The sequence below is a fragment of the Variovorax sp. dw_954 genome (assembly GCF_018449755.1).
In the GTDB taxonomy this organism is placed as follows: Bacteria; Pseudomonadota; Gammaproteobacteria; order Burkholderiales; family Burkholderiaceae_C; genus Variovorax.
The window spans coordinates 330,803-352,478 of record NZ_JAAVVD010000004.1 but is presented as its reverse complement, the minus strand read 5'-3'; the positions used below and the strand labels follow the sequence as shown (position 1 = coordinate 352,478).

Annotated in this window: 24 protein-coding genes; 10 read left to right on the top strand and 14 right to left on the bottom strand. The window is 68.2% G+C overall.

Annotated features, from left to right (window positions below; genetic code table 11):
* Positions 1 to 25: 25 nt before the first annotated feature.
* From HB681_RS09880 to HB681_RS09870, 3 genes are read right to left on the bottom strand one after another with little or no spacing between them, the layout of a single operon-like run.
* Complete coding sequence (locus HB681_RS09880; RefSeq protein WP_213954615.1) at positions 26 to 709, bottom strand: hypothetical protein; 684 nt, start codon at positions 707 to 709, stop codon at positions 26 to 28.
* Positions 710 to 752: 43 nt separating this feature from the next.
* Positions 753 to 2,159, bottom strand: a complete 1,407-nt coding sequence (locus HB681_RS09875; RefSeq protein WP_213954614.1) for a selenium-binding protein SBP56-related protein — start codon at positions 2,157 to 2,159, stop codon at positions 753 to 755.
* Positions 2,160 to 2,208: 49 nt separating this feature from the next.
* The gene (locus HB681_RS09870; protein ID WP_256734880.1) at positions 2,209 to 2,997 is read right to left on the bottom strand and encodes an enoyl-CoA hydratase; all 789 of its coding nucleotides are present in this window, start codon (positions 2,995 to 2,997) and stop codon (positions 2,209 to 2,211) included.
* A 191-nt stretch (positions 2,998 to 3,188) separates the two neighbouring features.
* On the opposite strand from HB681_RS09870, the gene HB681_RS09865 reads away from it, so the two are divergent.
* Positions 3,189 to 4,991 carry an NAD(P)/FAD-dependent oxidoreductase gene (locus HB681_RS09865; protein ID WP_213954613.1) on the top strand — a complete coding sequence of 601 codons (1,803 nt, stop codon included), beginning with the start codon at positions 3,189 to 3,191 and terminating at the stop codon, positions 4,989 to 4,991.
* On the opposite strand, the gene HB681_RS09860 is transcribed toward HB681_RS09865, so the two are convergent.
* Positions 4,979 to 5,665 carry a hypothetical protein gene (locus tag HB681_RS09860; RefSeq protein ID WP_213954612.1) on the bottom strand — a complete coding sequence of 229 codons (687 nt, stop codon included), beginning with the start codon at positions 5,663 to 5,665 and terminating at the stop codon, positions 4,979 to 4,981. The two genes, HB681_RS09865 and HB681_RS09860, sit on opposite strands and share 13 nt — an antisense overlap.
* 130 nt (positions 5,666 to 5,795) lie before the next feature.
* On the bottom strand, positions 5,796 to 6,698 hold the full coding sequence (locus tag HB681_RS09855) for a LysR substrate-binding domain-containing protein (RefSeq protein WP_213954611.1): 903 nt from the start codon (positions 6,696 to 6,698) through the stop codon (positions 5,796 to 5,798).
* A gap of 178 nt (positions 6,699 to 6,876) precedes the next feature.
* Between HB681_RS09855 and HB681_RS09850 the strand changes: the two genes are divergently transcribed.
* The 3 genes from HB681_RS09850 to treF are packed head-to-tail and all read left to right on the top strand — an operon-like array spanning position 6,877 to position 10,945.
* Complete coding sequence (locus tag HB681_RS09850) at positions 6,877 to 8,076, top strand: acyl-CoA dehydrogenase (RefSeq protein ID WP_213954610.1); 1,200 nt, start codon at positions 6,877 to 6,879, stop codon at positions 8,074 to 8,076.
* A 2-nt stretch (positions 8,077 to 8,078) separates the two neighbouring features.
* A complete protein-coding gene (locus HB681_RS09845; protein ID WP_213954609.1) occupies positions 8,079 to 9,314 on the top strand; it encodes a CaiB/BaiF CoA-transferase family protein in 1,236 nt (411 codons plus the stop codon).
* Entirely contained in the window at positions 9,311 to 10,945 is a 1,635-nt protein-coding gene (treF, locus tag HB681_RS09840) for an alpha,alpha-trehalase TreF (RefSeq protein ID WP_213954671.1), read from the top strand. The genes HB681_RS09845 and treF overlap by 4 nt, the downstream gene beginning before the upstream one ends.
* A gap of 5 nt (positions 10,946 to 10,950) precedes the next feature.
* Here treF and HB681_RS09835 read toward each other — a convergent pair whose 3' ends face one another.
* Both HB681_RS09835 and HB681_RS09830 read right to left on the bottom strand, forming a co-directional pair.
* Entirely contained in the window at positions 10,951 to 11,268 is a 318-nt protein-coding gene (locus HB681_RS09835) for an EthD family reductase (protein WP_213954608.1), read from the bottom strand.
* A gap of 90 nt (positions 11,269 to 11,358) precedes the next feature.
* A complete protein-coding gene (locus HB681_RS09830; protein ID WP_213954607.1) occupies positions 11,359 to 12,252 on the bottom strand; it encodes an ion transporter in 894 nt (297 codons plus the stop codon).
* 127 nt (positions 12,253 to 12,379) lie between these two features.
* Here HB681_RS09830 and HB681_RS09825 point away from each other — a divergent pair, with 127 nt between their 5' ends.
* Entirely contained in the window at positions 12,380 to 12,817 is a 438-nt protein-coding gene (locus tag HB681_RS09825) for a YXWGXW repeat-containing protein (protein ID WP_213954606.1), read from the top strand.
* Between the two features lie 195 nt (positions 12,818 to 13,012).
* On the top strand, positions 13,013 to 13,687 hold the full coding sequence (locus HB681_RS09820) for a class I SAM-dependent methyltransferase (protein WP_213954605.1): 675 nt from the start codon (positions 13,013 to 13,015) through the stop codon (positions 13,685 to 13,687).
* 1 nt (position 13,688) lies between these two features.
* Here the strand turns inward: HB681_RS09820 and HB681_RS09815 are convergent, their stop codons facing one another.
* The 4 genes from HB681_RS09815 to HB681_RS09800 form a co-directional block, all read right to left on the bottom strand.
* On the bottom strand, positions 13,689 to 14,198 hold the full coding sequence (locus tag HB681_RS09815; protein WP_213954604.1) for a hypothetical protein: 510 nt from the start codon (positions 14,196 to 14,198) through the stop codon (positions 13,689 to 13,691).
* A gap of 72 nt (positions 14,199 to 14,270) precedes the next feature.
* Positions 14,271 to 14,957, bottom strand: coding sequence for a hypothetical protein (locus HB681_RS09810; RefSeq protein WP_213954603.1), 687 nt, complete (start codon positions 14,955 to 14,957; stop codon positions 14,271 to 14,273).
* Between the two features lie 10 nt (positions 14,958 to 14,967).
* Positions 14,968 to 15,924, bottom strand: a complete 957-nt coding sequence (locus HB681_RS09805) for a 5'/3'-nucleotidase SurE (RefSeq protein ID WP_213954602.1) — start codon at positions 15,922 to 15,924, stop codon at positions 14,968 to 14,970.
* Positions 15,925 to 16,070: 146 nt separating this feature from the next.
* On the bottom strand, positions 16,071 to 17,549 hold the full coding sequence (locus HB681_RS09800; RefSeq protein ID WP_256734879.1) for a PLP-dependent aminotransferase family protein: 1,479 nt from the start codon (positions 17,547 to 17,549) through the stop codon (positions 16,071 to 16,073).
* Positions 17,550 to 17,717: 168 nt separating this feature from the next.
* Here HB681_RS09800 and HB681_RS09795 point away from each other — a divergent pair, with 168 nt between their 5' ends.
* Genes HB681_RS09795 through HB681_RS09780 form a run of 4 tightly spaced genes read left to right on the top strand, consistent with a single transcriptional unit; the run spans position 17,718 to position 19,630 of the window.
* Positions 17,718 to 18,065 carry a hypothetical protein gene (locus HB681_RS09795; RefSeq protein ID WP_213954601.1) on the top strand — a complete coding sequence of 116 codons (348 nt, stop codon included), beginning with the start codon at positions 17,718 to 17,720 and terminating at the stop codon, positions 18,063 to 18,065.
* The gene (locus HB681_RS09790; protein ID WP_213954669.1) at positions 18,065 to 18,544 is read left to right on the top strand and encodes a RidA family protein; all 480 of its coding nucleotides are present in this window, start codon (positions 18,065 to 18,067) and stop codon (positions 18,542 to 18,544) included. The genes HB681_RS09795 and HB681_RS09790 overlap by 1 nt, the downstream gene beginning before the upstream one ends.
* A 10-nt stretch (positions 18,545 to 18,554) precedes the next feature.
* Positions 18,555 to 19,073, top strand: a complete 519-nt coding sequence (locus HB681_RS09785) for a DUF2867 domain-containing protein (protein WP_213954600.1) — start codon at positions 18,555 to 18,557, stop codon at positions 19,071 to 19,073.
* Positions 19,070 to 19,630 (top strand): DUF427 domain-containing protein, encoded by a 561-nt coding sequence (locus tag HB681_RS09780; protein WP_213954599.1) that lies wholly within the window; start codon positions 19,070 to 19,072, stop codon positions 19,628 to 19,630. The genes HB681_RS09785 and HB681_RS09780 overlap by 4 nt, the downstream gene beginning before the upstream one ends.
* Before the next feature lie 12 nt (positions 19,631 to 19,642).
* Here the strand turns inward: HB681_RS09780 and HB681_RS09775 are convergent, their stop codons facing one another.
* The 3 genes from HB681_RS09775 to HB681_RS38015 all read right to left on the bottom strand — a co-directional run bounded on the left by HB681_RS09775 (position 19,643) and on the right by HB681_RS38015 (position 21,601).
* Entirely contained in the window at positions 19,643 to 20,569 is a 927-nt protein-coding gene (locus HB681_RS09775; RefSeq protein ID WP_213954598.1) for a glutaminase, read from the bottom strand.
* A gap of 19 nt (positions 20,570 to 20,588) precedes the next feature.
* On the bottom strand, positions 20,589 to 21,068 hold the full coding sequence (locus HB681_RS38020; RefSeq protein WP_256734878.1) for a hypothetical protein: 480 nt from the start codon (positions 21,066 to 21,068) through the stop codon (positions 20,589 to 20,591).
* A gap of 68 nt (positions 21,069 to 21,136) precedes the next feature.
* Entirely contained in the window at positions 21,137 to 21,601 is a 465-nt protein-coding gene (locus HB681_RS38015; protein WP_256734877.1) for a GntR family transcriptional regulator, read from the bottom strand.
* Positions 21,602 to 21,676: the final 75 nt, after the last annotated feature.

The window sequence follows — 21,676 nt, the reverse complement described above, 5'->3', positions numbered from 1 at the left end:
AGCCCCGCGGGGAGGCTCATGCCGGCTACGCGCCCGTCATCGCCAGCGCCGTCATCACCGCCGCGCCGCCGGATGCGATCAGGCCGAGCGCCCACACCTTTTCCAGGTTGAGCCAGGCGGTGCGCAGCGCGCGCAGGCCGAGGTAGCGGTAGACGATCCACGCGGCCGAAAGCCCCGAGCCAATCATCGCGACCGTGTGCACCAGCGACACGATGACGGCGGTGCCCAGGCTGGTCCGCATGAGGTCCGCCATGCCCGCGTGATCGACGAGGCTTGCCGTGGCGGCCGGCGCATCGCACAGCCCCATGAGGATCGGCAGCAGCATCAGCGCCGCGCCGTGCGCCGTGGCCATGAGGAAGGACCAGAGCGCCAGTTGCGTCGGCTTGATGCGCGCGAGGCGGCGATGGCGCTGCGGCAACACCAGTTGCGCGATGCCGAACAGCAGCACCAGCGCGCCGACGGCGATGCGGATCTCGCGACTCCACTGCAGCAGCCAGGCCAGCACCGCGAAAGGCACGAGCACCATCGCCATCGCGAGCAGATGGCCGGCGCCCAGCGGCATCCAGCTGCCGAACACCGCCGCGCCGCGCTTCTGGTCCAGCCCGCGCGCCACGGCCAGCGGCCAGCCCATCGCGGGATTGAGCCCGTGGTAGATGCCGATCGCCACCACGCCGGCCCACAGCGGCCACGAGAGTGCAAGGTTGTTCACCCCGGCCTTCGATGAGCCTGCAAGGCGAATCGGCTCGTTTCGGTCATGCAGACGAATAGCAGAACGAGTCGGTGGAGCAGTCGCCGCCCTGCAGCCGTACCTGGTGCGCGCCGTATTCCGCGCCGAAGTCGACGACGAACTTCCTGTCCAGCTCGATGCCGCCATTGGCGCCGACGTTGCACATCACCATCCGGCCCGGCACGCCATCGGGATAGAACTGCGCATCCCACTTGCTGTAGAGCGAGTTGGTGAAGTACACGCGCTTGCCGTCGCGGCTGATCTCGGTCATCTGCGGGCCGCCGCCGAAGGCCGAGCCGTTCGGATGCGGCGTGCGCCGCGCGATGCCGCCGACATGCACGCTGCCGGCGAGCTTCGGGTTCATCGGATCGGTCACGTCGTACTGCCGCAATTCGCCGGTACCCCAGCAGGCGACGTAGAGAAAGCGGTCGTCCAGCGACAGGTCGATATCGGTGACGAGCGGCGGCACGGCGCCGAAGCCCTTGAGTAGCGGCGGCAGCAGCGCGGCGTCGGCGGGCTCGGGCGGGATCGTCGCCGTTTTCTTCGCGTGGAACTTGCCGCCTTCGCGCCACCAGGTCCAGATCGAGGCCTCGAGGTTGGTGGTATCGACGCACACCCCGACGAAGCCGTACTCGCGCGCCGGATCGTGCGCGGGGCGCACTTCCAGCGCCATCTGGTGGTTCTCGCCCAGGTCGATGGTCTGCACATGGCGCCGGGCGCTCAGCTCCCAGAAATGGAGCCGGTGTCCGTAGCGGTTGGCCAGCAGGTCCTCGGCCACGATGCCGTTCTCGATCTGCGGGGGCAGGGCCCATTCGCTGGACACCATGTAGTCGCGCGGCAGGTTCCACCAGAAGTCGTAGTGCAGCTTCTGCGGCCCCCGGTCGATCTCCCACTTGCCCATGACCTCGAAGCTCTTGCAATCCATCAGGAAGACGCCGGGCGGCCCGTCCATGCCCTCGGCGCCGCCACCGCCCACCGTGCTGATGTAGAGCCCCTCCGGCCCGCAGTGCACCGTGTGCGGCCGCGAGTAGCCGGTCTTGCGCGTGACCTCGTCGGGCTCGACCACGCGGGCCAGCGTGGGACGCGCCGGATCGGGGTGGGTGTCGATGATGTGGATGCGCGACGATCGCAGGCCCGGGACGACCAGGTAGCGCCGCTTCAGGAAGGCATGGCCCGACATCGGCGAGAGCGCGGAACTGCACGCGTTCCAGCCGAAGTGATGGAGTTCGTCGCCCTTGTTCGGCATGTCGAGCCGGTGCAGCACGGTGCCATAGGTGGGGGAGGCCGGGTCGACGTCCACGACGGCCAGCGCATCGGGGCGCGACGCGTCGGGCGAGAGCAGCGCGGTGTAGGCGATGCGCTCGGGCTCGGCCTCCATCGCCAGGCGCGGCGAGGGATGGAAGGTCGGGTCGGTTCGCAGAGACTCGAGCATGTCAGCGCTCCTGCAAAAAACACGGGGCGCCAGTATGCGCCGCCCGGCGCTATTTCGGAATTCGTTTCGCGAGGAACGCGTCGATGCCTTCGCCGGCATCCTCTTCCATCATGTTGCGCGCCATCACCTCGCCGGCGTAGGCGTACGCGGCGTCCAGCGCCATCTGCCGCTGGCGATAGAACATCGCCTTGCCATGGCGCACGGCGGCCGGGCTCTTCGCCACGATCTCCGCGGCCTTGCGCGCCACGGCGGCGTCCAGTTCGGCCTCCGGCACGGCCGCGTTGACGAGGCCCCAGTCGACCGCGGTTGCGGCGTCGATGAAGCGGCCGGTGACCAGCATGTCGAAGGCGCGCTTGGTCGACACGTTGCGCGTCAACGCGACCGCCGGCGTGGCGCAGAACAGGCCGACGTTGATGCCCGAGACGGCGAAGCGCGCCGTGTCGGAGGCGATGGCCAGGTCGCAGCTCGCGACCAGTTGGCAGCCTGCGGCCGTGGCAATGCCCTGCACGCGCGCGATCACCGGAACGGGCAGCGCCTGGAGCGCCTGCATGACCTGGCTGCAGCGCGCGAACAGCGCCTGGTAGTAAGCCAGTTCCGGGCGCGCGCGCATCTCGCGCAGGTCGTGGCCGGCGCAGAAGGCCTTGCCGGCTGCCGCCAGCACGACGCAGCGCACGCTGGCGTCGGCCGACAACTCGTCGAGCGCCCGTTGCAATGCGGCGAGCATGTCCTCCGACAGCGCGTTGAACTGGCGCGGCCGGTTCAGCCGCAAGGTTGCAACGCCGTCCCGGTCTTCGCGCTGCAGCAGGGGTTCGGAAACGGGCAGGGCGGCAAGCATCATGGGCTCCTCGGCGGAATGTGGGCGCCTGCAAGGCTACACCCGGATCGCCGGCCCATGCGGCGCGACGCCGCCGCTTGAGCCCGGCAGTTTCCTGACCAGCGGTCGACGACTTCCGGGTTAACCCCGGCGCACGCACGCCCTCGCAGGCAGATCATGTCCGGCCGACTTTCAACGCTACGGAGACATGCTCAATGACCGAAGTGACCGTTGACCCGACCCAGGCCGCGACCACATGGCTCGCCGATTTCGGCGCCGCACTTGCCAAGGGCGACATCGACGCCAGCGTCGCCCTCTTCGAAGCCGATGGCTACTGGCGCGACCTGGTGTCCTTCACCTGGAACATCCGCACGCAGGAGGGCGCCGATGCCATCCGCGCGATGCTGAAGGCGCGCCTGGCCGATGTCGCGCCGTCCAATTTCGCGATCGAGGGCGAGGCGACCGAGGCCGACGGCATCGTCGACGCATGGTTCACCTTCGAGACGCGCGTGGCGCGCGGGCGCGGCCACCTGCGGCTGCGCGACGGCAAGGCCTTCACGCTGCTGACCACGATGACGCAGCTCAAGGGCCATGAGGAAAAGACCGGTGCGGAACGCGTCAGGGGCGCGGAACATGGCCAGCAGCCGGGCCGCAAGTCATGGCTCGAAAAGCGCAGGGAAGAAGAAGCCACGCTCGGCTACACGAAGCAGCCCGAGGTCGTGATCATCGGCGGCGGGCAGGGCGGCATCGCGCTCGGCGCTCGGCTGCGCCGGCTGGGCGTGCCGACCATCATCGTGGAGCGCAACGCCAAGCCCGGCGACTCCTGGCGCAAGCGCTACAAGTCGCTGTGCCTGCACGACCCGGTCTGGTACGACCACCTGCCGTACCTGCCCTTCCCGGACGACTGGCCGGTGTTCTCGCCGAAGGACAAGATCGGCGACTGGCTGGAGATGTACACCAAGGTGATGGAGCTCAACTACTGGGGCGGCACCACGGCGAAGAAGGCGCGCTTCGACGAGGCGAAGAAGGAATGGGAAGTGACCGTCGAGCGCGACGGCAAGGAAGTCGTGCTGCGGCCGAAGCAACTGGTGTTCGCGCTCGGCGTGTCGGGCTATCCGAACACGCCGAAGATCGAAGGCGCGGAGAACTTCAAGGGCGAGCAGCACCACTCCAGCGCGCACCCTGGGCCGGAAGCCTACAAGGGCAAGAAGTGCGTGGTGCTGGGCTCCAACAACTCAGCCCACGATATCTGCGCGGCGCTCTGGGAGAACGGCGCCGACGTGACGATGATCCAGCGCTCGTCGACGCACATCGCGCCATCGGATTCGTTGATGGAACTGGCGCTCGGCGGGCTGTATTCCGACCAGGCGGTGAAGAACGGCATCGACCACCACAAGGCCGACCTGATCTTCGCGTCGGTACCGTACAAGATCATGCACGCCTTCCAGATCCCCGTGTACGAGGAGATGAAGAAGCGTGATGCGGACCTCTATTCGCGGCTGGAGAAGGCGGGCTTCATGCTCGACTTCGGCGACGACGGCTCGGGACTGTTCATGAAGTACCTACGGCGTGGCTCGGGCTACTACATCGACGTGGGCGCATCCGAACTGGTGGCCAACGGGAGCATCAAGCTGAAGAGCGGCGTGAACATCGCGCGCGTCAACGAGCACTCGGTGACGCTGACGGATGGGACCGAACTGCCTTGCGATCTGCTCGTGTACGCGACGGGTTATGGCTCGATGAACGGCTGGCTCGCGGACCTGGTGTCACCCGAGGTGGCGGACAAGGTCGGCAAGTGCTGGGGGCTGGGCTCCGACACCACCAAGGACCCAGGGCCGTGGGAAGGCGAACTGCGCAACATGTGGAAGCCGACGCAGGTCGAGAACCTGTGGATCCATGGGGGGAACCTGCACCAGTCGCGACACTACTCGCAGTTCCTGGCGTTGCAGTTGAAGGCGCGGATGGAGGGGATGTCGACGCCGGTGTATGAGCGGGCGCCGACGTATCACAGGCGGTGAGCGCTTGCGACCGGCCGGGAAGAGATAGTGTCAGCCCACCTGAACAATGCCATTTCGATATCCGCGGCGCGCCACTTCATGGCCGATGCGCCCGCTGGAAGATTGCATTGCGGCCGGGCGATGGCAGCGTGGGCCAGTTGCTTCTGAAGGTGAGCCAGGTACTTGAGAAAGGCGACATAGCCCTTGACCATGCTGTTCAAGTTCCCGTCATAGATCTTGGGGACGCCGGTTGACTCGGCGTGTTCCGCCAGCGCTCCGCGGACGCGGCTGTCCAGTGCCCCATAGTTCTCCGGGTCCAGGAAACGCAACAGCTTCGATGCGTACGTGAGACCCATGCCGGGAATCTCCAGCGCAGCCTCCAGGGCCGCCTTTGGATCCTGGATGTTGGCGATGACCTTGGCGATCATTTCGTACAGGTGGACCTCTCCGAGGCGCTCGTCGAACTTCTGCAACACGCCGTTCTGGCTTCCGCCCCACTGGATCAATTCCCGAATCAAGTGCAGAGAGGACGTGCGGCTGGCAGCATGATTGCGCCTGAGCCAGGCGAATCGCTTTTCCAGGGACGCGATCCATTCGAATTCGCCATAGGCATCCGCCGGGTACCCGAACAACGTGTGCTTGTCGTTCCATTCGTAGCTGCGGAAGTAGGCTGGAAACTTTTTGATGTCTGGCACAAATCACCTTCTTGCGACCTGAAACATCAATCGTAACAATTTGAATCCAGATTGAAGCCCGGTAGAAACGCGGTTACGCGCAACAGGTCCCCGCTGAACCCGCCCCTGTTGAGTTGCCACGGTGCGTCATTTATCGGCCTGCGTCCTGCGCAAGTATCCAATCGGCGAAGACCCTCAGCAACGGTGGCGGATCCCCGCGATCCGGCGTGACGAGGTAGTAGTTACGTTCCCCTGCCAGCGGCCGCGGACAAGCCACAACCAGATCGCCGCGCGCGAGCTCGTCGGCCACCAGCATGGTCGGCATCAACGCCACGCCGAGCCCATGCGCTGCGCCCGCAGCGAGCATCGAAAACAACTCGTAGCGCGGGCCGCCGCGCGCGTTGGGCGCATCGACTTGCTGCGCGTCGAACCATTGCCTCCAGATGTCCGGTCGCGTGCTTTGCTGCAGCAGCGGCAGCTTCGAGACCGCGGCCGGCATGACCGGCTTGCCGCGGGGCAGCAGCTTCGGACTGCACAGCGGCACTACGTCCTCGTGCAATAGCAGCAACGCCCGCGTGCCGGCCCAGTTGGCGACCTGCGCCGGCGTGCCCGCATACAGCGCGGCATCGAACTCGGCATCGGCAAATAGAAAGGGCCGCGTGCGCGTCTCGATGTGCACCACCACATCCGGCCGCAATTGCGCGAACGCAGGCAAGCGCGGAATCAGCCAGCGCGTCGCAAATGTCGGCACAGCGGCCAGCGCGAGCGAGCCGCCTTCGCCCTGGTGCGACATCGCGTCGAGCGTGTCGCGCTCCATCGCTTCGAGCCGCTTGGTGATCTGCCGCGCATAGGCCGCGCCGCTGGCCGTGAGCGCGACGCCGTGACGCGTGCGGCGGAACAGCGCGACGCCCAGGAACGATTCCAACGTGCCGATCTGGCGCGACACCGCGCTTTGCGTGAGCGACAGTTCCTGCGCCGCGCGCGTGTAGCTCTCGTGGCGGGCGGCAGCGTCGAAGCAGACGAGTGTCTGGAGGGGCGGTATTTTGCGGCGCATATATACCGGCAGTGTATGACTCGCGGCCCCTCGCCATCAATGGCGTGGTGTGGCGGAACCATGCCGAGACATGCGTCCATTGCATAACTGGGTGCAAAGAACTCGTTTGCGCCGCACCCCTCGCGCCGCTACGATCAGCCCCATTCCCGTTCATCATCTTTCCGGAGACAAAGCCCTCATGGCCACCAAAGCGCACTTCCACTGGGACGACCCGCTGCTGCTCGACCAGCAACTCACCGACGACGAGCGCATGGTGCGTGACGCGGCCAACGCCTATTGCCAGGAGCGCCTGCTGCCGCGCGTCGTCGAAGGCTTCCGCAGCGGCATCACCGACCCGGCGATCTTTCGCGAGATGGGCGCACTCGGCCTGCTTGGCCCGACCATCCCCGAGGAATACGGCGGCCCCGGCCTCAACTACGTCTGCTACGGCCTGATCGCCCGCGAAGTGGAGCGCGTGGATTCGGGCTACCGGTCGATGGCCAGCGTGCAGAGCTCGCTCGTCATGGTGCCGATCAACGAGTTCGGCACCCAGGCGCAAAAGCAGAAGTTCCTGCCCAAGCTGGCCACCGGCGAATGGATCGGCTGCTTCGGCCTGACCGAGCCCGACCACGGATCCGACCCCGGCAGCATGGCCACGCGTGCCAAGAAGGTGCCGGGCGGCTACTCGCTCAGCGGCAGCAAGATGTGGATCAGCAACTCGCCGATCGCCGACGTGTTCGTCGTCTGGGCCAAGGAAGTCAGCGAGAGCGGCACCGTCGGCCCGATCCGTGGCTTCGTGCTGGAAAAGGGCATGAAGGGCCTCAGCGCCCCCGCCATCCACAGCAAGGTCGGCCTGCGCGCCAGCATCACCGGCGAGATCGTCATGGACGGCGTGTTCTGCCCCGAGGAAAACGCCTTCCCCGAAGTGCAAGGCCTGAAGGGCCCGTTCACCTGCCTGAACAGCGCACGCTATGGCATCTCCTGGGGTGCGCTCGGTGCGGCCGAGGACTGCTTCCACCGCGCCCGCCAGTACGTGCTGGACCGCAAGCAGTTCGGCCGCCCGCTGGCAGCCAACCAGCTCATCCAGAAGAAGCTGGCCGACATGCAGACCGAGATCACGCTGGGCCTGCAAGGCAGCCTGCGCCTGGGCCGCATGAAGGACGAAGGCATCGCGGCAGTCGAGATCACCTCGATCTTGAAGCGCAACAACTGCGGCAAGTCGCTCGACATCGCCCGCCTGGCGCGCGACATGATGGGCGGCAACGGCATCAGCGACGAGTTCGGCGTGGCACGCCACCTGGTGAACCTCGAAGTGGTCAACACCTACGAAGGCACGCACGACGTCCACGCGCTCATCCTGGGCCGCGCCATCACCGGCATCGCCGCCTTCGCCAACTGAGCATGACCACGCCCGCAGCACTCGACGGCATCAAGGTCCTCGACCTCTCGCGCGTGCTCGCGGGCCCGTGGTGCACGCAGATCCTCGCGGACCTGGGCGCCGACGTGGTCAAGATCGAGCGGCCCGGCACCGGTGACGACACGCGCACCTGGGGCCCGCCGTTCCTGAAAGACGCACAGGGCAACGACACGCACCAGTCGACCTACTTCACCTCCTGCAACCGCAACAAGCGTTCCGTCACCATCGACATGGCGACACCGGAAGGCCAGGTGCTGTTGAAGCAGATGGCCGCGCAGAGCGACATCGTGGTGGAGAACTTCAAGACCGGCGGCCTCAAGGCGTACGGCCTCGACCACGAGAGCCTGCGCGCCATCAACCCGCGCCTCATCTATTGCAGCGTGACCGGCTTCGGCCACGATGGCCCGCATGCCTCGCGCGCCGGCTACGACCTGATGATCCAGGCCACCAGCGGCATGATGAGCATCACCGGCCGCCCCGACGACGAACCCGGCGGTGGCCCGCTGCGCGTGGGCGTGGCGCTCACCGACCTGTTCACCGGCGTCTATGCCAGCACCGCGATCCTCGCCGCGCTGAATGTGCGTCACAAGACCGGCGAGGGCCAGCACATCGACATGGCACTGCTCGATGTCGGCATGGCCATCCTCGCCAACCAGGCCAGCGCCTTCCTCAACACCGGCGTCGCGCCGCAGCGGCAGGGCAACAGCCATCCGAGCCTCGCGCCGTACCAGGACTTTCATACCCAGGACGGTGCGATGCTGCTGGCCATCGGCAACAACGGGCAGTTCGCGCGCTTCTGCGAAGCGGCCGGCCGTCCGGGCTGGGCCACCGACCCGCGCTACGCCACCAACACGCTGCGCGTGCAACACCGCGAGGTGCTGATCCCCGACATGGAAGCCGTCACCCGCACGCGCACGACGGCCGAATGGATCGCGCTGCTCGAAGACAAGGCCGTGCCCTGCGGCCCGATCAACAACATCGACCAGGCCTTCGACGACCCGCAGGTCAAGGCGCGCGGCCTGGCCGTGACGATGCCGCGCGATGCCGGCGACGGCATCCACGAGATCGTCGGCGTGGCGAGCCCGCTGCGCCTGTCGGCCACCCCGCCCGTGCTGCGCCATGCGCCGCCCGCGCTGGGCCAGCACACCTTCGAAGTGCTGGCTGAACTCGGCGTGGACGCGCAGCAGGCCGCGGCCCTGCGCGCCGCGGGGGTGGTCTGAGCCAGGGCCACTCTCGACGACATGCCGCGGCGCGCGCCTCGGCCTGCCCGGCGCCGGACACGCTGACGCCGGCCGACCGCTACCAGGAGTTGTTCACGGCCGTGCAGGGCGCACGCGTGTTCCCCGACAGCAAGACCTTCGTCGACTGCGCGCCGCTGCAGGACCCGCAGGAAATCCTGTCTGCCTATCGCGCGCAAAACAAGGCCGACGACTTCGACCTGAAAGCCTTCGTCGACCGGCACTTCGAGGTGCAATTGCCCCCGCCCAGCGACTACGTCTCGGTGCCGGGGCAGCCGCTCTGCGCGCACATCGACGACCTGTGGCCGGTGCTCACGCGGCAGCCGCTCGAGCATCCCCCGGGCGGCTCGTCGCTGCAGGTGCCGCATGCCTACGTGGTGCCCGGCGGGCGCTTCGGCGAGATGTACTACTGGGATTCGTACTTCACCATGATCGGCCTGGTGGCGAGCGCGCGCACCGATCTGCTGCACGACATGGTTGTCAATTTCGCGCACCTCATCGACACCTACGGCCACGTGCCCAACGGCACGCGCACCTACTACCTCGGCCGCTCGCAGCCGCCGCTGTTCGCGTTCATGGTCGAGCTGTCGGAACGCATCGACAAATGCAGCGCGACCGACTTCCTGCCGCAGCTTCGGCAGGAGCATGCGTGGTGGATGCGCGGCGGCGATGGCCTGGCGCCCGGCCGTGCCGATCGCCGGGCGGTGCGCCTGCCCGACGGCAGCGTGCTCAACCGCTACTGGGACGAGCGCGACCAGCCGCGCGAGGAGGCCTGGCTGGAAGACGTGACGACCGCGCGCCTCTCGGGGCGCGAGCCGGCCGAGGTGTACCGGCACCTGCGCGCTGCGGCCGAGTCGGGCTGGGACTTCAGCACGCGCTGGCTCGCGGAACACGCGCAGCATGACGCGCCGGATTCGCTGGTGAGCATCTGCACCACCGACATCGTGCCGGTCGACCTCAACGCCTTCCTCTTCAAGCTGGAGACGACGATCGCCGATCTCTCCCGGCAGGCGGGCGATGCCGGCACCGCGCGTGAATTCGAAGGGCATGCAGCCGCCCGCAAGGCCGCCGTCATGACGTGGATGTGGGACGCAGCCCAGGGCGCCTTCTTCGACCACGACTGGCGCCTCGGCCAGCGCCGAAGCTGCCTCACGGCCGCCTGCATCGCGCCGTTGTTCGCCGGCCTGGCCGACCCGCCGCAGGCCGACGCGCTCGCCGCCACCGTGCAACAGCGCCTGCTCGCCCCCGGCGGCCTGTCGACCACCGAATGCACCAGCGACCAGCAATGGGACCAGCCCAACGGCTGGGCCTCATTGCAGTGGATGGCGATGAGCGGCTTCCACCAGTACGGCCATGACGACCTGGCGCGCACCATCGCGCACCGCTGGCTCGCTACCGTGGCGGCGGTCTACGAACGCGAAGGCAAGCTGGTCGAGAAGTACGCGCTGCGCCAGGTCGAGCACCAGGTATCGACCGGCGGCGGAGGTGGCGAATATCCGTTGCAGGACGGCTTCGGCTGGACCAACGGCGTCACGCGCGCGCTGCTGCATGCGCATCCGCAGCACACGGCGCATGCGTGCGTGGCGCACGCAGCCGAGCCGATGCATCGATAGGGTTCCTACTTCTCGACCACCACTTCGCTGATCTGCATGATCGGCGACAGGTCGGTGTAGTTCGGGATGTCCCCCAGGATTTCCTTCGCATGCGGCCCGAAGCCGGCCTGGAAGCTCTCGACCGATTCGCTGAAGATGTGGCACATGCCGATGTAGGTCGGCGGGTCGCCCGGCGCGCCGCCGGCCAGGCCCTTGTCCACCGTGTAGTAGAGGCAAGCGTCACCCATGCGGGCCTTCAACAGCGGCATGTGCTTGTCGCGGTAGTAGGCGTGGTCGAACCGCGCGTCTGCTTTGTAGGGGTACATCACGCTCACTTTGATCACGGTCTGGTCTCCTTGTAGTTGGGCTCCAGAGGATAGAGGGCCAACCGTGCGCCGGCAAGCGCCGCCGGGCCGACGCAGCTCGCCCGGACGCTACGCACGCGCATCCGCCGCGTCGTGCTGGTAGGCCGGCAGCTTTGCGCCGCAGTCGCTGCAGAAGCGCGCATTCGGCGAATGCCCTTCGCTCAGGCATTCGTGGCAGGTGCGCGTGGTGGTGCGGCGGCCCTGGCGCTGCACCGTGAACTCGGCGCTCACGATGCCGGTCGGCACGGCCAGCGTGCCCCAGCCCAGCAGCATCATCACCGACGCGATCATGCGGCCCACGCCGGTCTTCGGCGCGATGTCGCCGAAGCCCACCGTGGTCATCGTCGTGATGGCCCAGTACACGCCCACCGGGATGCTGGTGTACCCATGTTCGGGGCCCTCGACCACGTACATCAGCGTGCCCATGACCACCACCACCATCAGCACGAAGGACATGAACACCAGGATCTTGCGGCGCGACGCCGCCAGCGCCTGGCCCAGCGCGCCGTACTCGGCCACGTACTCGGTCAGCTTGAACACGCGGAACACGCGCAGCAAGCGCAGCACGCGCACGTCGATCAGCGCATGCAGGCCCGGCACCAGCACCGCGAGATAGGTGGGCAGCAACGCCAGCAGGTCGATGATGCCGAACACGCTGAAGGCATAGCGGTCCGGCCGGCGCACGCAGGCCAGCCGCACCAGGTATTCGATGGTGAAGGTGGCGGTCACGAGCACTTCGAACACCCTCAGCTCGAAGGCGAAGCGCGCATGGATCGAGGCCACGCTGTCGAGCACCACGGCCGTCACGCTGGCGAGGATGACGATGATCAGCCCGACGTCGAAGGCCTTGCCGGCACGTGTGTCGGCCTCGAAGATGATGGTGTAGAGCGCGAGCCGCAGGCCCGACGTGGGCTTGCCGAAGCGGTCTGGGTCGGGGTTCCGCGATGCGGAGGGGGGCGGCATGCGGGCATCGTATGACAGCCTGCCCGGGTTGACCATGGCCGGGGTCGGATACCCTTGCGCCCTTTTGCGAGGCGCCGGGCGCAGTTTGGCAGCGACCGCCTCGCAACCGCACTACGAAGGAGATCCCATGTTGAAAGCCATTCCACTCGTCATCGCCTCGGCCTTGTCGGCCGCCGCATTCAGCGCGGCCGCCCAGGTCTCCGTCAATATCAACGTGCCGCTGCCCGGTGTGGTGCAAGTGGCGCCCCCGCCGCCGCGCTACGAAGTCATGCCGGCGCCTCGCCCGAGCCAGGCCTGGGTGCCGGGCCACTGGCAGTGGGATGGACGCGCCTACGCGTGGCGTGCCGGTCACTGGCAGCAGGCGCGGCCCGACTACGCCTATGCGCCGGGCGCCTGGGTGCCGGTGGATGGCGGATGGCGCTGGCGCGAGGGCGATTGGCGCCGTGCGGAGCGGCACGAGGAACGCCGCGAATGGGAGCGCGAGCAGCGCTACGAATCTCACGACCATCACCACGGCGGCGGCTATCACTGCCCGCCGGGGCAGGCGAAGAAGGGCAACTGCTGAAGGGCAATTGCCGAGTCGTTGCGCCCCGTGCCCATCGGCCATGCTTGTCGTCACCAGTATGGACCGACCGGGGGCGCCCGGGATCGCCAAAGGTACTGGCCAAGCGTACCGTTGACCTGCCCTTGTCCGTGCATACCATCGGCCTGCAAGCAAGGTCGCGAGGCGTTGCCGAATATCACAGGGAGGGCGTCGAGCATGTCGTTATGGCACCAGGTCATCGGTCCGATCACGCGGCACTTTCGCTTGCGCCGCGGAAAGTTCATCCTGAAAGCGTTCCCGGGCATCGCCTCGATGCGCATCTGCGACCTCGGCGGCTCACGGCACTTCTGGGACAAGATCGAGCTGCCGATCCCGCGCGAGCAGATCACCATCTACAACGTGGACGACGGCGAGGTCCAGCAGGGCGCGGATGTCTCGGCCGGCGACATCAAGACCGTCATCTACGACGGCCAGCACATCCCCGCGCCGGACCGGTTCTTCGACCTGCTGATCTGCAACTCCGTGATCGAGCATGTGCCGCGCGAGCAGCGCAAGGCACTCGCCCAGGAGATGCGGCGCGTCTCGAAGCGGGTGTTCTGCCAGACGCCGGCGTGGTCGTTTCCGTTCGAGCCGCACTTCCTCATGCCCTTCGTGCACTGGCTGCCGCGCAGGCTGGGCTACCTGCTGATCCACGTCAGCCCGTGGCGCCTGCTCTCGCATCCGGACGCGCCGACCATCCGCAACTACTACTGGGGCACGCGGCTGCTGCGGCGCGCGGAGATCGATGCGCTCTTCCCCTCGGCCGACGTGAGCTTCGAACGGGCGCTGGGCATGGTCAAGTCGTACTACGTGATCGACCAGCCCCGGCAGGCCACCCCGGCCGCTTCCTGATCTATCGCACCCGCGCCGGGTAGCCCGCTTCGATCCACGCCTGCGCACTCGCTGACGTCAGCTTGAAGCCTGGCGCGGTGCGGGCCTCGCCCAACTGCGCGCCGAACTCGTCCTGCGCGGTCAGCAGCGCATGCGGGTTGTCTTCGTCGGGCACGATGCGCAGCGCCACGCGGATGCGCTCGGAGCCCGCGCCGATGCTGAGGTGCCTGTTGAGTTGCGCATGCAGTTGCTGCTCATGCCGGCGCAGCACTTCGTTGGCGGTCTTCACCAGCGTGTGGAAGGCCGGCGTGTCGAGCGGCTTGGGGTTCTTCTTGTCGCGGCCCATGGTCCAGGGGCCGACCAGCGCGGGCTCGGCCTCGCCATGGCGGGTCATCGACACGGCCCAGCCGTCGTCGTCCTCGTTCTTGATGACGCGCGCGGTCCATGCGCTGTCGCGCCAGAGGCGGGGTTCCTGGATGGCGAGGTCGTCGGCGCCTTCGTGGGTGGGGTCGGGGCTGGAATGGTCGTTCATGAGGGCCAGAGTCTTGCACAGGCGCCGGGCGTTGCAACGCACCGGCCCCTGCACGCACCCGGCCCGACGCGACTATTCCTTGAAAGCCCAGAGGTCGATCACCTGCGCGCCGTCGTCGGCCAGCAGCCGGAACGACGCGGGTGCGTAGTCGCTGTCCACCACGAGCACGCCGCTCGCCGTCGCGGGCAAGCCGGAGCAGCCGCTCGTCGACAGCGCGAGCTTCAGCGTCCTGGGCAATGTGCCGGCCGACAGCTTTCCCGAGAGCTTGCAAGCCGACGCAGCGCCCGGTGTGATCGTGCCGTCCGCCGCGACGGCAAGGCTCGCGCTCACGCCCGTGGCAACCTGCACCGCGTAGCTGCCGGCGAGCGTCGCCAGGTCGACGGTGGCTGCCGGCAGCGCATTGCTCTGCAGCAGCGTCACCTGTACGTCCTTGTCGGCAGCCGGCACGCCGACCCATGCGCCGCCGGCGTCGCGGCGATAGACCCGCTTGGCGCGGTCGTCGCTGTCGCTGAACACCAGCAGGCGCGAGCCGTCCGCCGCCGCGTAGTACTTGCCGATGGTCGGCGCGTTGGCATCGTCGGTGCTCACGACATAGCTGCCCGTGGAAAGGTCGTCGACGCTGACGGTCGGCTTCGCGGCCGTCGGTGTGGTGGTCGTCGGCAGGAACAAGCCGCTGTTGCCACCGCCGCCGCCGCAAGCCGTCATCAGGAGCGCGGCGCCGCATGCTGCCGCGAACCAACCCGGTTTCAAGAGATTCATCACGCTCATCTCACTTCGCCGTCAGCAGGTCACGCAGGCGCAGGCGCAGCCATTGCTGCCCGGCGGGTCGATGGTCGAAGCTCACCTGCATCGCGGACACCGAGACCTTCGTCTGCACGACGAGCGATTCGTCTTCCGATTGCTCCGCCGTGGGCGCGGCCGATGCAGCCGCGCCGCCCAAGCCGTAGGGCACCTTGTTGCTGAACTTCAGGCTGTAGAGATCGAAGCTGCCAATGCGCGAGAACGCGAAGGCCATGTCGGCCTTCGGCGCGTTCGGGAAGTTGACGTTGAGCGCCAGCCCGGCAGGCAACAGCGGCCCGGTGCCGGCCTTGGCCTGCAATGCCTTCAGCAGCTTCATGGAGAGCTGCGCGACGACGGCCGAGTTGGCATTGGCCAGGCCGGCGTTGTCGACCGTGTCGGTGCCCGCGCTCAGCGCGATGGAAGGCAGGCCGCGTGCGGCCGAGAACTGCACGTTGCCGACGGTGCCCGAGCTGTTGACGATGCGGCCGACGTTCTGGCCTTCGTTGGGGCCGGAGAGCACCAGGTCGGGGGCCGCGCCCCAGCGCGCGGGCGCCAGCACGTCGAGGCCGTACATGGTCGCCATCACCGGGGTGCCGTGCACGTAGTTGTAGTCGCCGTTGGTGAAGCCGCTCCTGGTGAACGGTCCCACGGCGGGTGCGCCGGTGGGTGCGGCGCCGTTGTGGCAGCCGCCTTCGGCTTCGACCTGTGTCTTGTCGTTGTCGGGGACGATGGTGTTGGTGCTGTACATCACGATCGCGGCGCCGCGGCCGCTCTGGCCGGTGCAGGGCACCGACACGATCACGTCATGGCCATCAGCCTTGAGGGCTTCGTAGAGCGCCTTGGTGTTGCTGGTGAGGCCGTCGTCGTTGACCAGCACGATGTGGAGGGCGAAGGCCGGGCTGGCCAGCCCGATCAGGGCCGCAGTGGCGGCAAGGCGGAATTTCATGATGGAGGGGGAACAAGGTTGCACGCATCGCGCGCAAGGGCGCGACGGCGCCGCAAGCTGCGGTGCGGCGCGGATGTTCGCGGCGCAAAGTGACGGTGGCGTGTCAGTGCGGTTGCGCGCGGCTGGCCGTGTCGCGCAGCCGACAGTCAGCGCGCCAGCGAAGCCACGATCTGCCCCAGCCGCTTCAATGCGCTGTCCACCGCCTCGTCGTACGGCCAGCCGCAGTTGATGCGCAGGTAGTGGTCGCAGCGCGAGGTGTTCGAGAACAGCAGGCCCGGTGCAACGAGGATGCCTTCGCGCAGCGCCATGTCGAACACCGCGCTCGATGGGCATTGGTTCGGCAGCTCGACCCACACCTGCAACCCGCCGTTCGGCAGGTTCAGGCGCGTGCCCGCGGGGAAGTACGCAGCGATGGCCTCGGTGGTGCGCTCGCGCTGTTCGCGCAAGGCAGTGCGCAGACGGCGCAGGTGCCGGTCGTAGCCGCCGCTGCCCATGAACTCGCCGGCGCCGATCTGCGACAGCACCTCGTTGTTGCGCGTCTGCGCGTACTTGAGCATTTCCACGCGCGCCTGCCAGCGCCCGGCCGATATCCAGCCGAGCCGCATGCCGGGCGCGAGGATCTTGTGCAGCGATGCGCAATGGATCACGTTGCCGGTGCGGTCCCATGACTTGATCGCGCGCGGGGCGCTGTCGACATCGAGCAGTTCGCTGTAGGTGTCGTCCTCGATCAGCGCGATGCCCTGCGACTCGCACAGCCGCACCAGCCGCTCCTTGTGCGCATCGGGCATCACGCTGCCGAGCGGGTTCTGCAGGTGCGGTATCACGACCACCGCCTTGATGCCGTCGTAGGCCTGCAGCGCGAGTTCGAGCGCCTCGACGGAGAGGCCCGATTGCGGGCTCGCCGGAATCTCCAGCGCGCGCAGGCCCAGGCTTTCCAGCACCTGCAGCAGGCCATAGAAGGTGGGCGACTCCACCGCGATGGTGTCGCCCGGATTGGCCACCGCGCGCAGCGCGAGGTTCAGCGCCTCGATGCAGCCGTTGGTGACCAGCACCTCCTCCGGCGACAGCGTCATGCCCGCGCCCATCGCCCGCTTGGCGAGCACCGAGCGGAACTGCGGATCGCCCTGCAGCGGCGGTGCGCCGGTCAGGAGTTCGGGCCGGTGCCGCAGGGCGCGCGTCATGCCGGCCCGCAGGGCTTCGGCCGGGTACAGGTGGGGCGCGGCGCGGGCGACCGAGAAGTTGACCTTGACCTCGGCGGCACGCCGCTGCGTGACGAAGTTCGACACGCGTGCATGGATGCCGACGAACTGCGCCGGGTCTGGCGGCTGGCCGGCCGGCGGCTCGTCCATCGGCGTCATGCGCAGGCGCTGCGGCTTGCGCACGAAGTAGCCGGAGCGGTCGCGCGCCTCGGCCCAGCCATCGGACTCCAGCGTGCGGCACAGTTGCAGCGCGGTCGACAGGCTGATGTCGTGCAGGCGCATCAGGTGGCGCAGCGAAGGCATGCGTTCGCCGGGCGCCAGCGAGCCGGCCTCGATCGCGCCGCGGTAGTGCGTGGCCAGGCGGCGGTACAGCGGGGGCGCAGTCGATGGCGCAGGCGTTTGCGGCATGTTCGATGACGTGGGCATGGCGTGATCGTGGCCAATCCACGCCGGATGAAACAGATGCAGTTGGCGCGAAAACGACCATAACAGATGCGGTGCCGGCGCCACTGTTCCGGTGGCAACAGGGAAGGCTGTGCCTGTTTTCCGCGCATCGAAAACGTGACCATGAAGGCCTCGTTCAAGGAGCTTTCGATGACCCACTGCCTCACCACCACCACCCGCCTGCAGCGCGGCGAAGCGCTGCACATCCCGCTCGACCGCCTCACCACGCTGGAGGTCGACAGCGGCCGCGTCGTGGTGCGCGAGCCGCTGCACTGGCTCGGCGAAACCATGCTGTCGCGCGGCGTCACGCTGACGCACGGCGAGTTCCATCGGCTGGAGCGCGGCGGCTGGATCGAACTGGCGGCATGCGGTGGCGCGGCAGTGATCCGCAGCCATCGGCCCGCGCCGGCGGCCTTCGCCGTGTGGCAAGCCCTGCGGCGCCGGGTCATGGCCTATGCTGCACGGCTTTCCCGTGTTGCAAGCCCATTGAAGCCATGATGACCACGCGCAACGCCATCGCCGACCAGATCGCCGCCGAGCTGGGCCACAGCTTCGAGGGCGAGATCCGCATCGGCGGCCACTATGCCTCGGCCGTGCGGGATGGCCGCAACGTCTGGCTCAGCGGGCAGGTGCCGCGTGTCGGCAGCGCGGTGGTCGTCACGGGACGCATCGGCGCGGAAACCTCGCTGGACCAGGCGCGCGAAGCCGCGCAGGTCTGCACGCTGCGCGCGCTGGCCATCCTGCGCCAGACGCTCGGCTCGCTCGATGCGGTCGACAAGATCCTGCGCCTGACTGTCTACATGCAGACCACGCCCGACTTCGCGCAGCAAAGCGAGGTGGCCGACGCCGCGTCGGACCTTCTGTACCGTGTGTTCGGCGAGGCCGGCGTGCACACGCGCACTTCGGTCGGCGTCTACAGCCTGCCGAAGAATGCGTCGGTGGAACTGGACATGGTCGTGCGCACGCACGGCGACTGAAGCGCCGCCGATGCGTTCGACCTCGCTCCGTGCCCATGTCAGTGCGCTGCCGAAGGAAGCCCGCGTGGCGCCGCTCTACGCCGGCGCCTTCCTGGCCGATGCCTTCGCCATCGACTTGCCGCCCGGCGACCCCCCGCACGACGCGCTGTCGCTCGCCAGGATGACCCTGGAGAAGCAGGCGCCGTGGGTCGAGCGGCTCATGGACGTGCGCGATGGCGTGGTCAAGTTGTTCGGCCTGAAGACCGCCGATGCCCTGCGTGCCGACACGACGCGCACGCCCCGCGTCGGCTTCTTCCGCATCTACGAGACGCACGGGGACGAAGTGGTGCTCGGCGAGGACGACCGGCATCTCGACTTCCGGGTGTCGGTGCTGAGACGACCCGCCGCCGCCGGTGGCCACGAGATGGTGTTGGTGACGGTGGTGCATTGCCACAACCTGCTGGGCCGCAACTACATCCGCTTGATCGCGCCTTTCCATCGCATGGTCGTGCGCTCGTCGCTGAACCGGGCATTCGGCGGTGCGCGATGACGGGGGCATCCGACGACGAACGGCGCGCGTGGGCGCGCTCGCTCTGGCGCTACGTGGGCGACGGGCGGCCCGCGTTTGCCGTCGCGCCGCAGCCGGGCCAGCAATCGGTGTGGGATTTCCCGCGCCCGCCGCGCATCGACGCCGACGCGCGGGAAGTGATGGTCCTGCTCGGCGACACGGAGATCGCCCGCACTTCCCATTCCTTGCGCGTGTGCGAGACCGCGAGCCCGCCGACTTGGTACCTGCCGCAAGCCGACGTGCGGATGGCGCTGTTGCAGCCCGCGGCCGGGGCCTCGCATTGCGAATGGAAGGGCGAGGCGCGCTATGCATCGGTCGTCACGCCCGAGGGGCGGCTCGATGCCGTCGCATGGTTCTACCCGGTGCCGCTGCCGGGGTATGAAGCCTTGCGAGGCCATGTGGCGTTCTATCCGCAGCGACTCGATTGCCGCGTCGACGGCTTGCGCGTCCAGCCGCAGCCCGGCCGGTTCTATGCGGGCTGGATCACGCCGGACCTGGTCGGGCCGTTCAAGGGCGAGCCGGGTTCGGAAGGCTGGTAGGCCCCTGATGGCTCAGAACACCGACAACCCGGTCTTCCCGACAAAAAGCTCCAGCGCCTTCATGCCCAGCAGCGAGTTGCCCGTGGCATCCAGCGCGGGCGACCACACGGCCAGCGTGAGCCGGTCCGGCACCACCGCGACGATGCCGCCGCCCACGCCGCTCTTGCAGGGCAGGCCGATCGAGAAGGCCACGTCGCCCGCTGCGTCATAGGTGCCGCAGGTCAGCATCAGCGCGTTGATGCGCCGGGTCTGGCGCTCGGTGGTCACGGCCGGCTGGCCGGCGATGGGATGCGCGCCGTCGCGGCACAGGAAGGCCGCGGCGCGCGCCAGCTGCATGCACGACATGCGGATCGAACACTGGTGGAAGTACATGTCGAGCACCGGGTCGACGTCGTTGTCGAGCTTGCCGAAGCTCTTCATGAAGTTGGCCAGCGCGATGTTGCGATAGCCCGTCTCGGCCTCCGACGCGGCCACCTCTTCGTCGAAGGCGATCGCCTCGCCGGCCAGGTTCGACATCAGCGCGAGGATGTCGGCCTGGGTGCAACCCAGGCCCAGCAGCCGGTCCGCCACGGCAATCGCGCCCGCATTGATGAACGGGTTGCGCGGCTTGCCCTGTTCGCTCTCCAGTTGCACCAGCGAGTTGAACGGATTGCCCGAAGGCTCGCGGCCGATGCGCTCCCACAGGCGCTCGCCCAGGTGCTGCATCGCGAGCGTGAGCGTGAACAGCTTCGACACGCTCTGGATCGAGAAGGGCTCGGCCGCATCGCCGGCGCAGGCCTCGACGCCCTCGCAGGTGCGCAGCGCGATGCCGAAGCGCCCGGCCGGCACGCGTGCGAGCGCGGGGATGTAGCTGGCGACCTTGCCGCCGTGGCCCAGCATCGGGCGGATCTTCGCGTCGATCTCGTCGAGCACGGCCTGGAAGTCGGCGCGGTGGTTCATGGAGGATTGCCGTGGGGGTTCATGCGATCTGCGCGAGTATGTCCCGCACGCGGTCGAGCGCCGGGTCGATGTCGAGCGTGTCGATGCCGCCGAAGCCCATCATCGGCCCGTCCTGCGGCGGCGTGAAATGGAAGAAGGGCGCGATCGGGTAGAGCCCGACGTCGACGCGGCGCGCCAGCGTCACCAGCAGGGCCGTGTCGACCGGCCGCGTGCACATCGCCGCCATGTGAAAGCCCGCCGCGCGCGCCACCGCGCTGAACCACGGCGCAAGGTCGCCCTCGAAGCGCGCGACGAGCTTCTCGCGCCGCAGCGCATAGGCCGCATGGCAGCGCCGGATGTGCCTGCCCAGCAGGCCCTCGTCGATGAACCTGGCCAGCGCCCATTGCTGCACCGGCGGCGTGTGCGAATCGCGCAGGTGCTTGGCCGTGGCGACCGCATCGCGGATCGAGGGCGGCGCGATCAGGTAGCCCAGGCGCAATTCACGTCGTCGGCCGCGCATTGCACGCCGCGCGAGAACGCGATGTGCCGCGCGATCGCCTGCCGCAGGGACGGCAGGCCTTCCGCCGGTCAGTAGAAGCCGCGCGACCGCGCGCTCTCGCGCAGGCCGTGCAGCATGCAGCGGCGCCAGTCGTCGGTGGGGAACAGCGCGGCCGAGGGCGCGCCGCCAATGAACTCGAAGCGCGCATGCGCCTCCTGGATCATGTGGCGCAAGGGCGTGGCCATGCGACCCCACTGTTCGACCACGGCCGCGCCGGCCAGGTCCTCGGTGCGCTGCGGCGCGGGCCGCGTCGCCATGCCGGCGTTGACGAAGGTGCCGATGCCGGTGCGCGCGACCAGCAACTGCTCGAACGTGAGCCGGGCGTAGGCCTCGGCCACGGTCTTGCGCGACACGGCCAGTTGCGCGGCCAGCAGGCGCGTCGGCGGCAACTGCTCGCCTGCCGCCAGGCGACCGGTGCGGATCGCCTCCTTGAGCTGGGCATGGAGCTGGCCGGAGAGGTCCTTGCGGCCTTCGATGACGACATGCAGTTCCAAGCGTGGACTCCTCGATTCGGGTGGCATTGGCCTCCTCGCGGGGGCGCTTGCGCTTCGACAATTCTCCCCATCAAG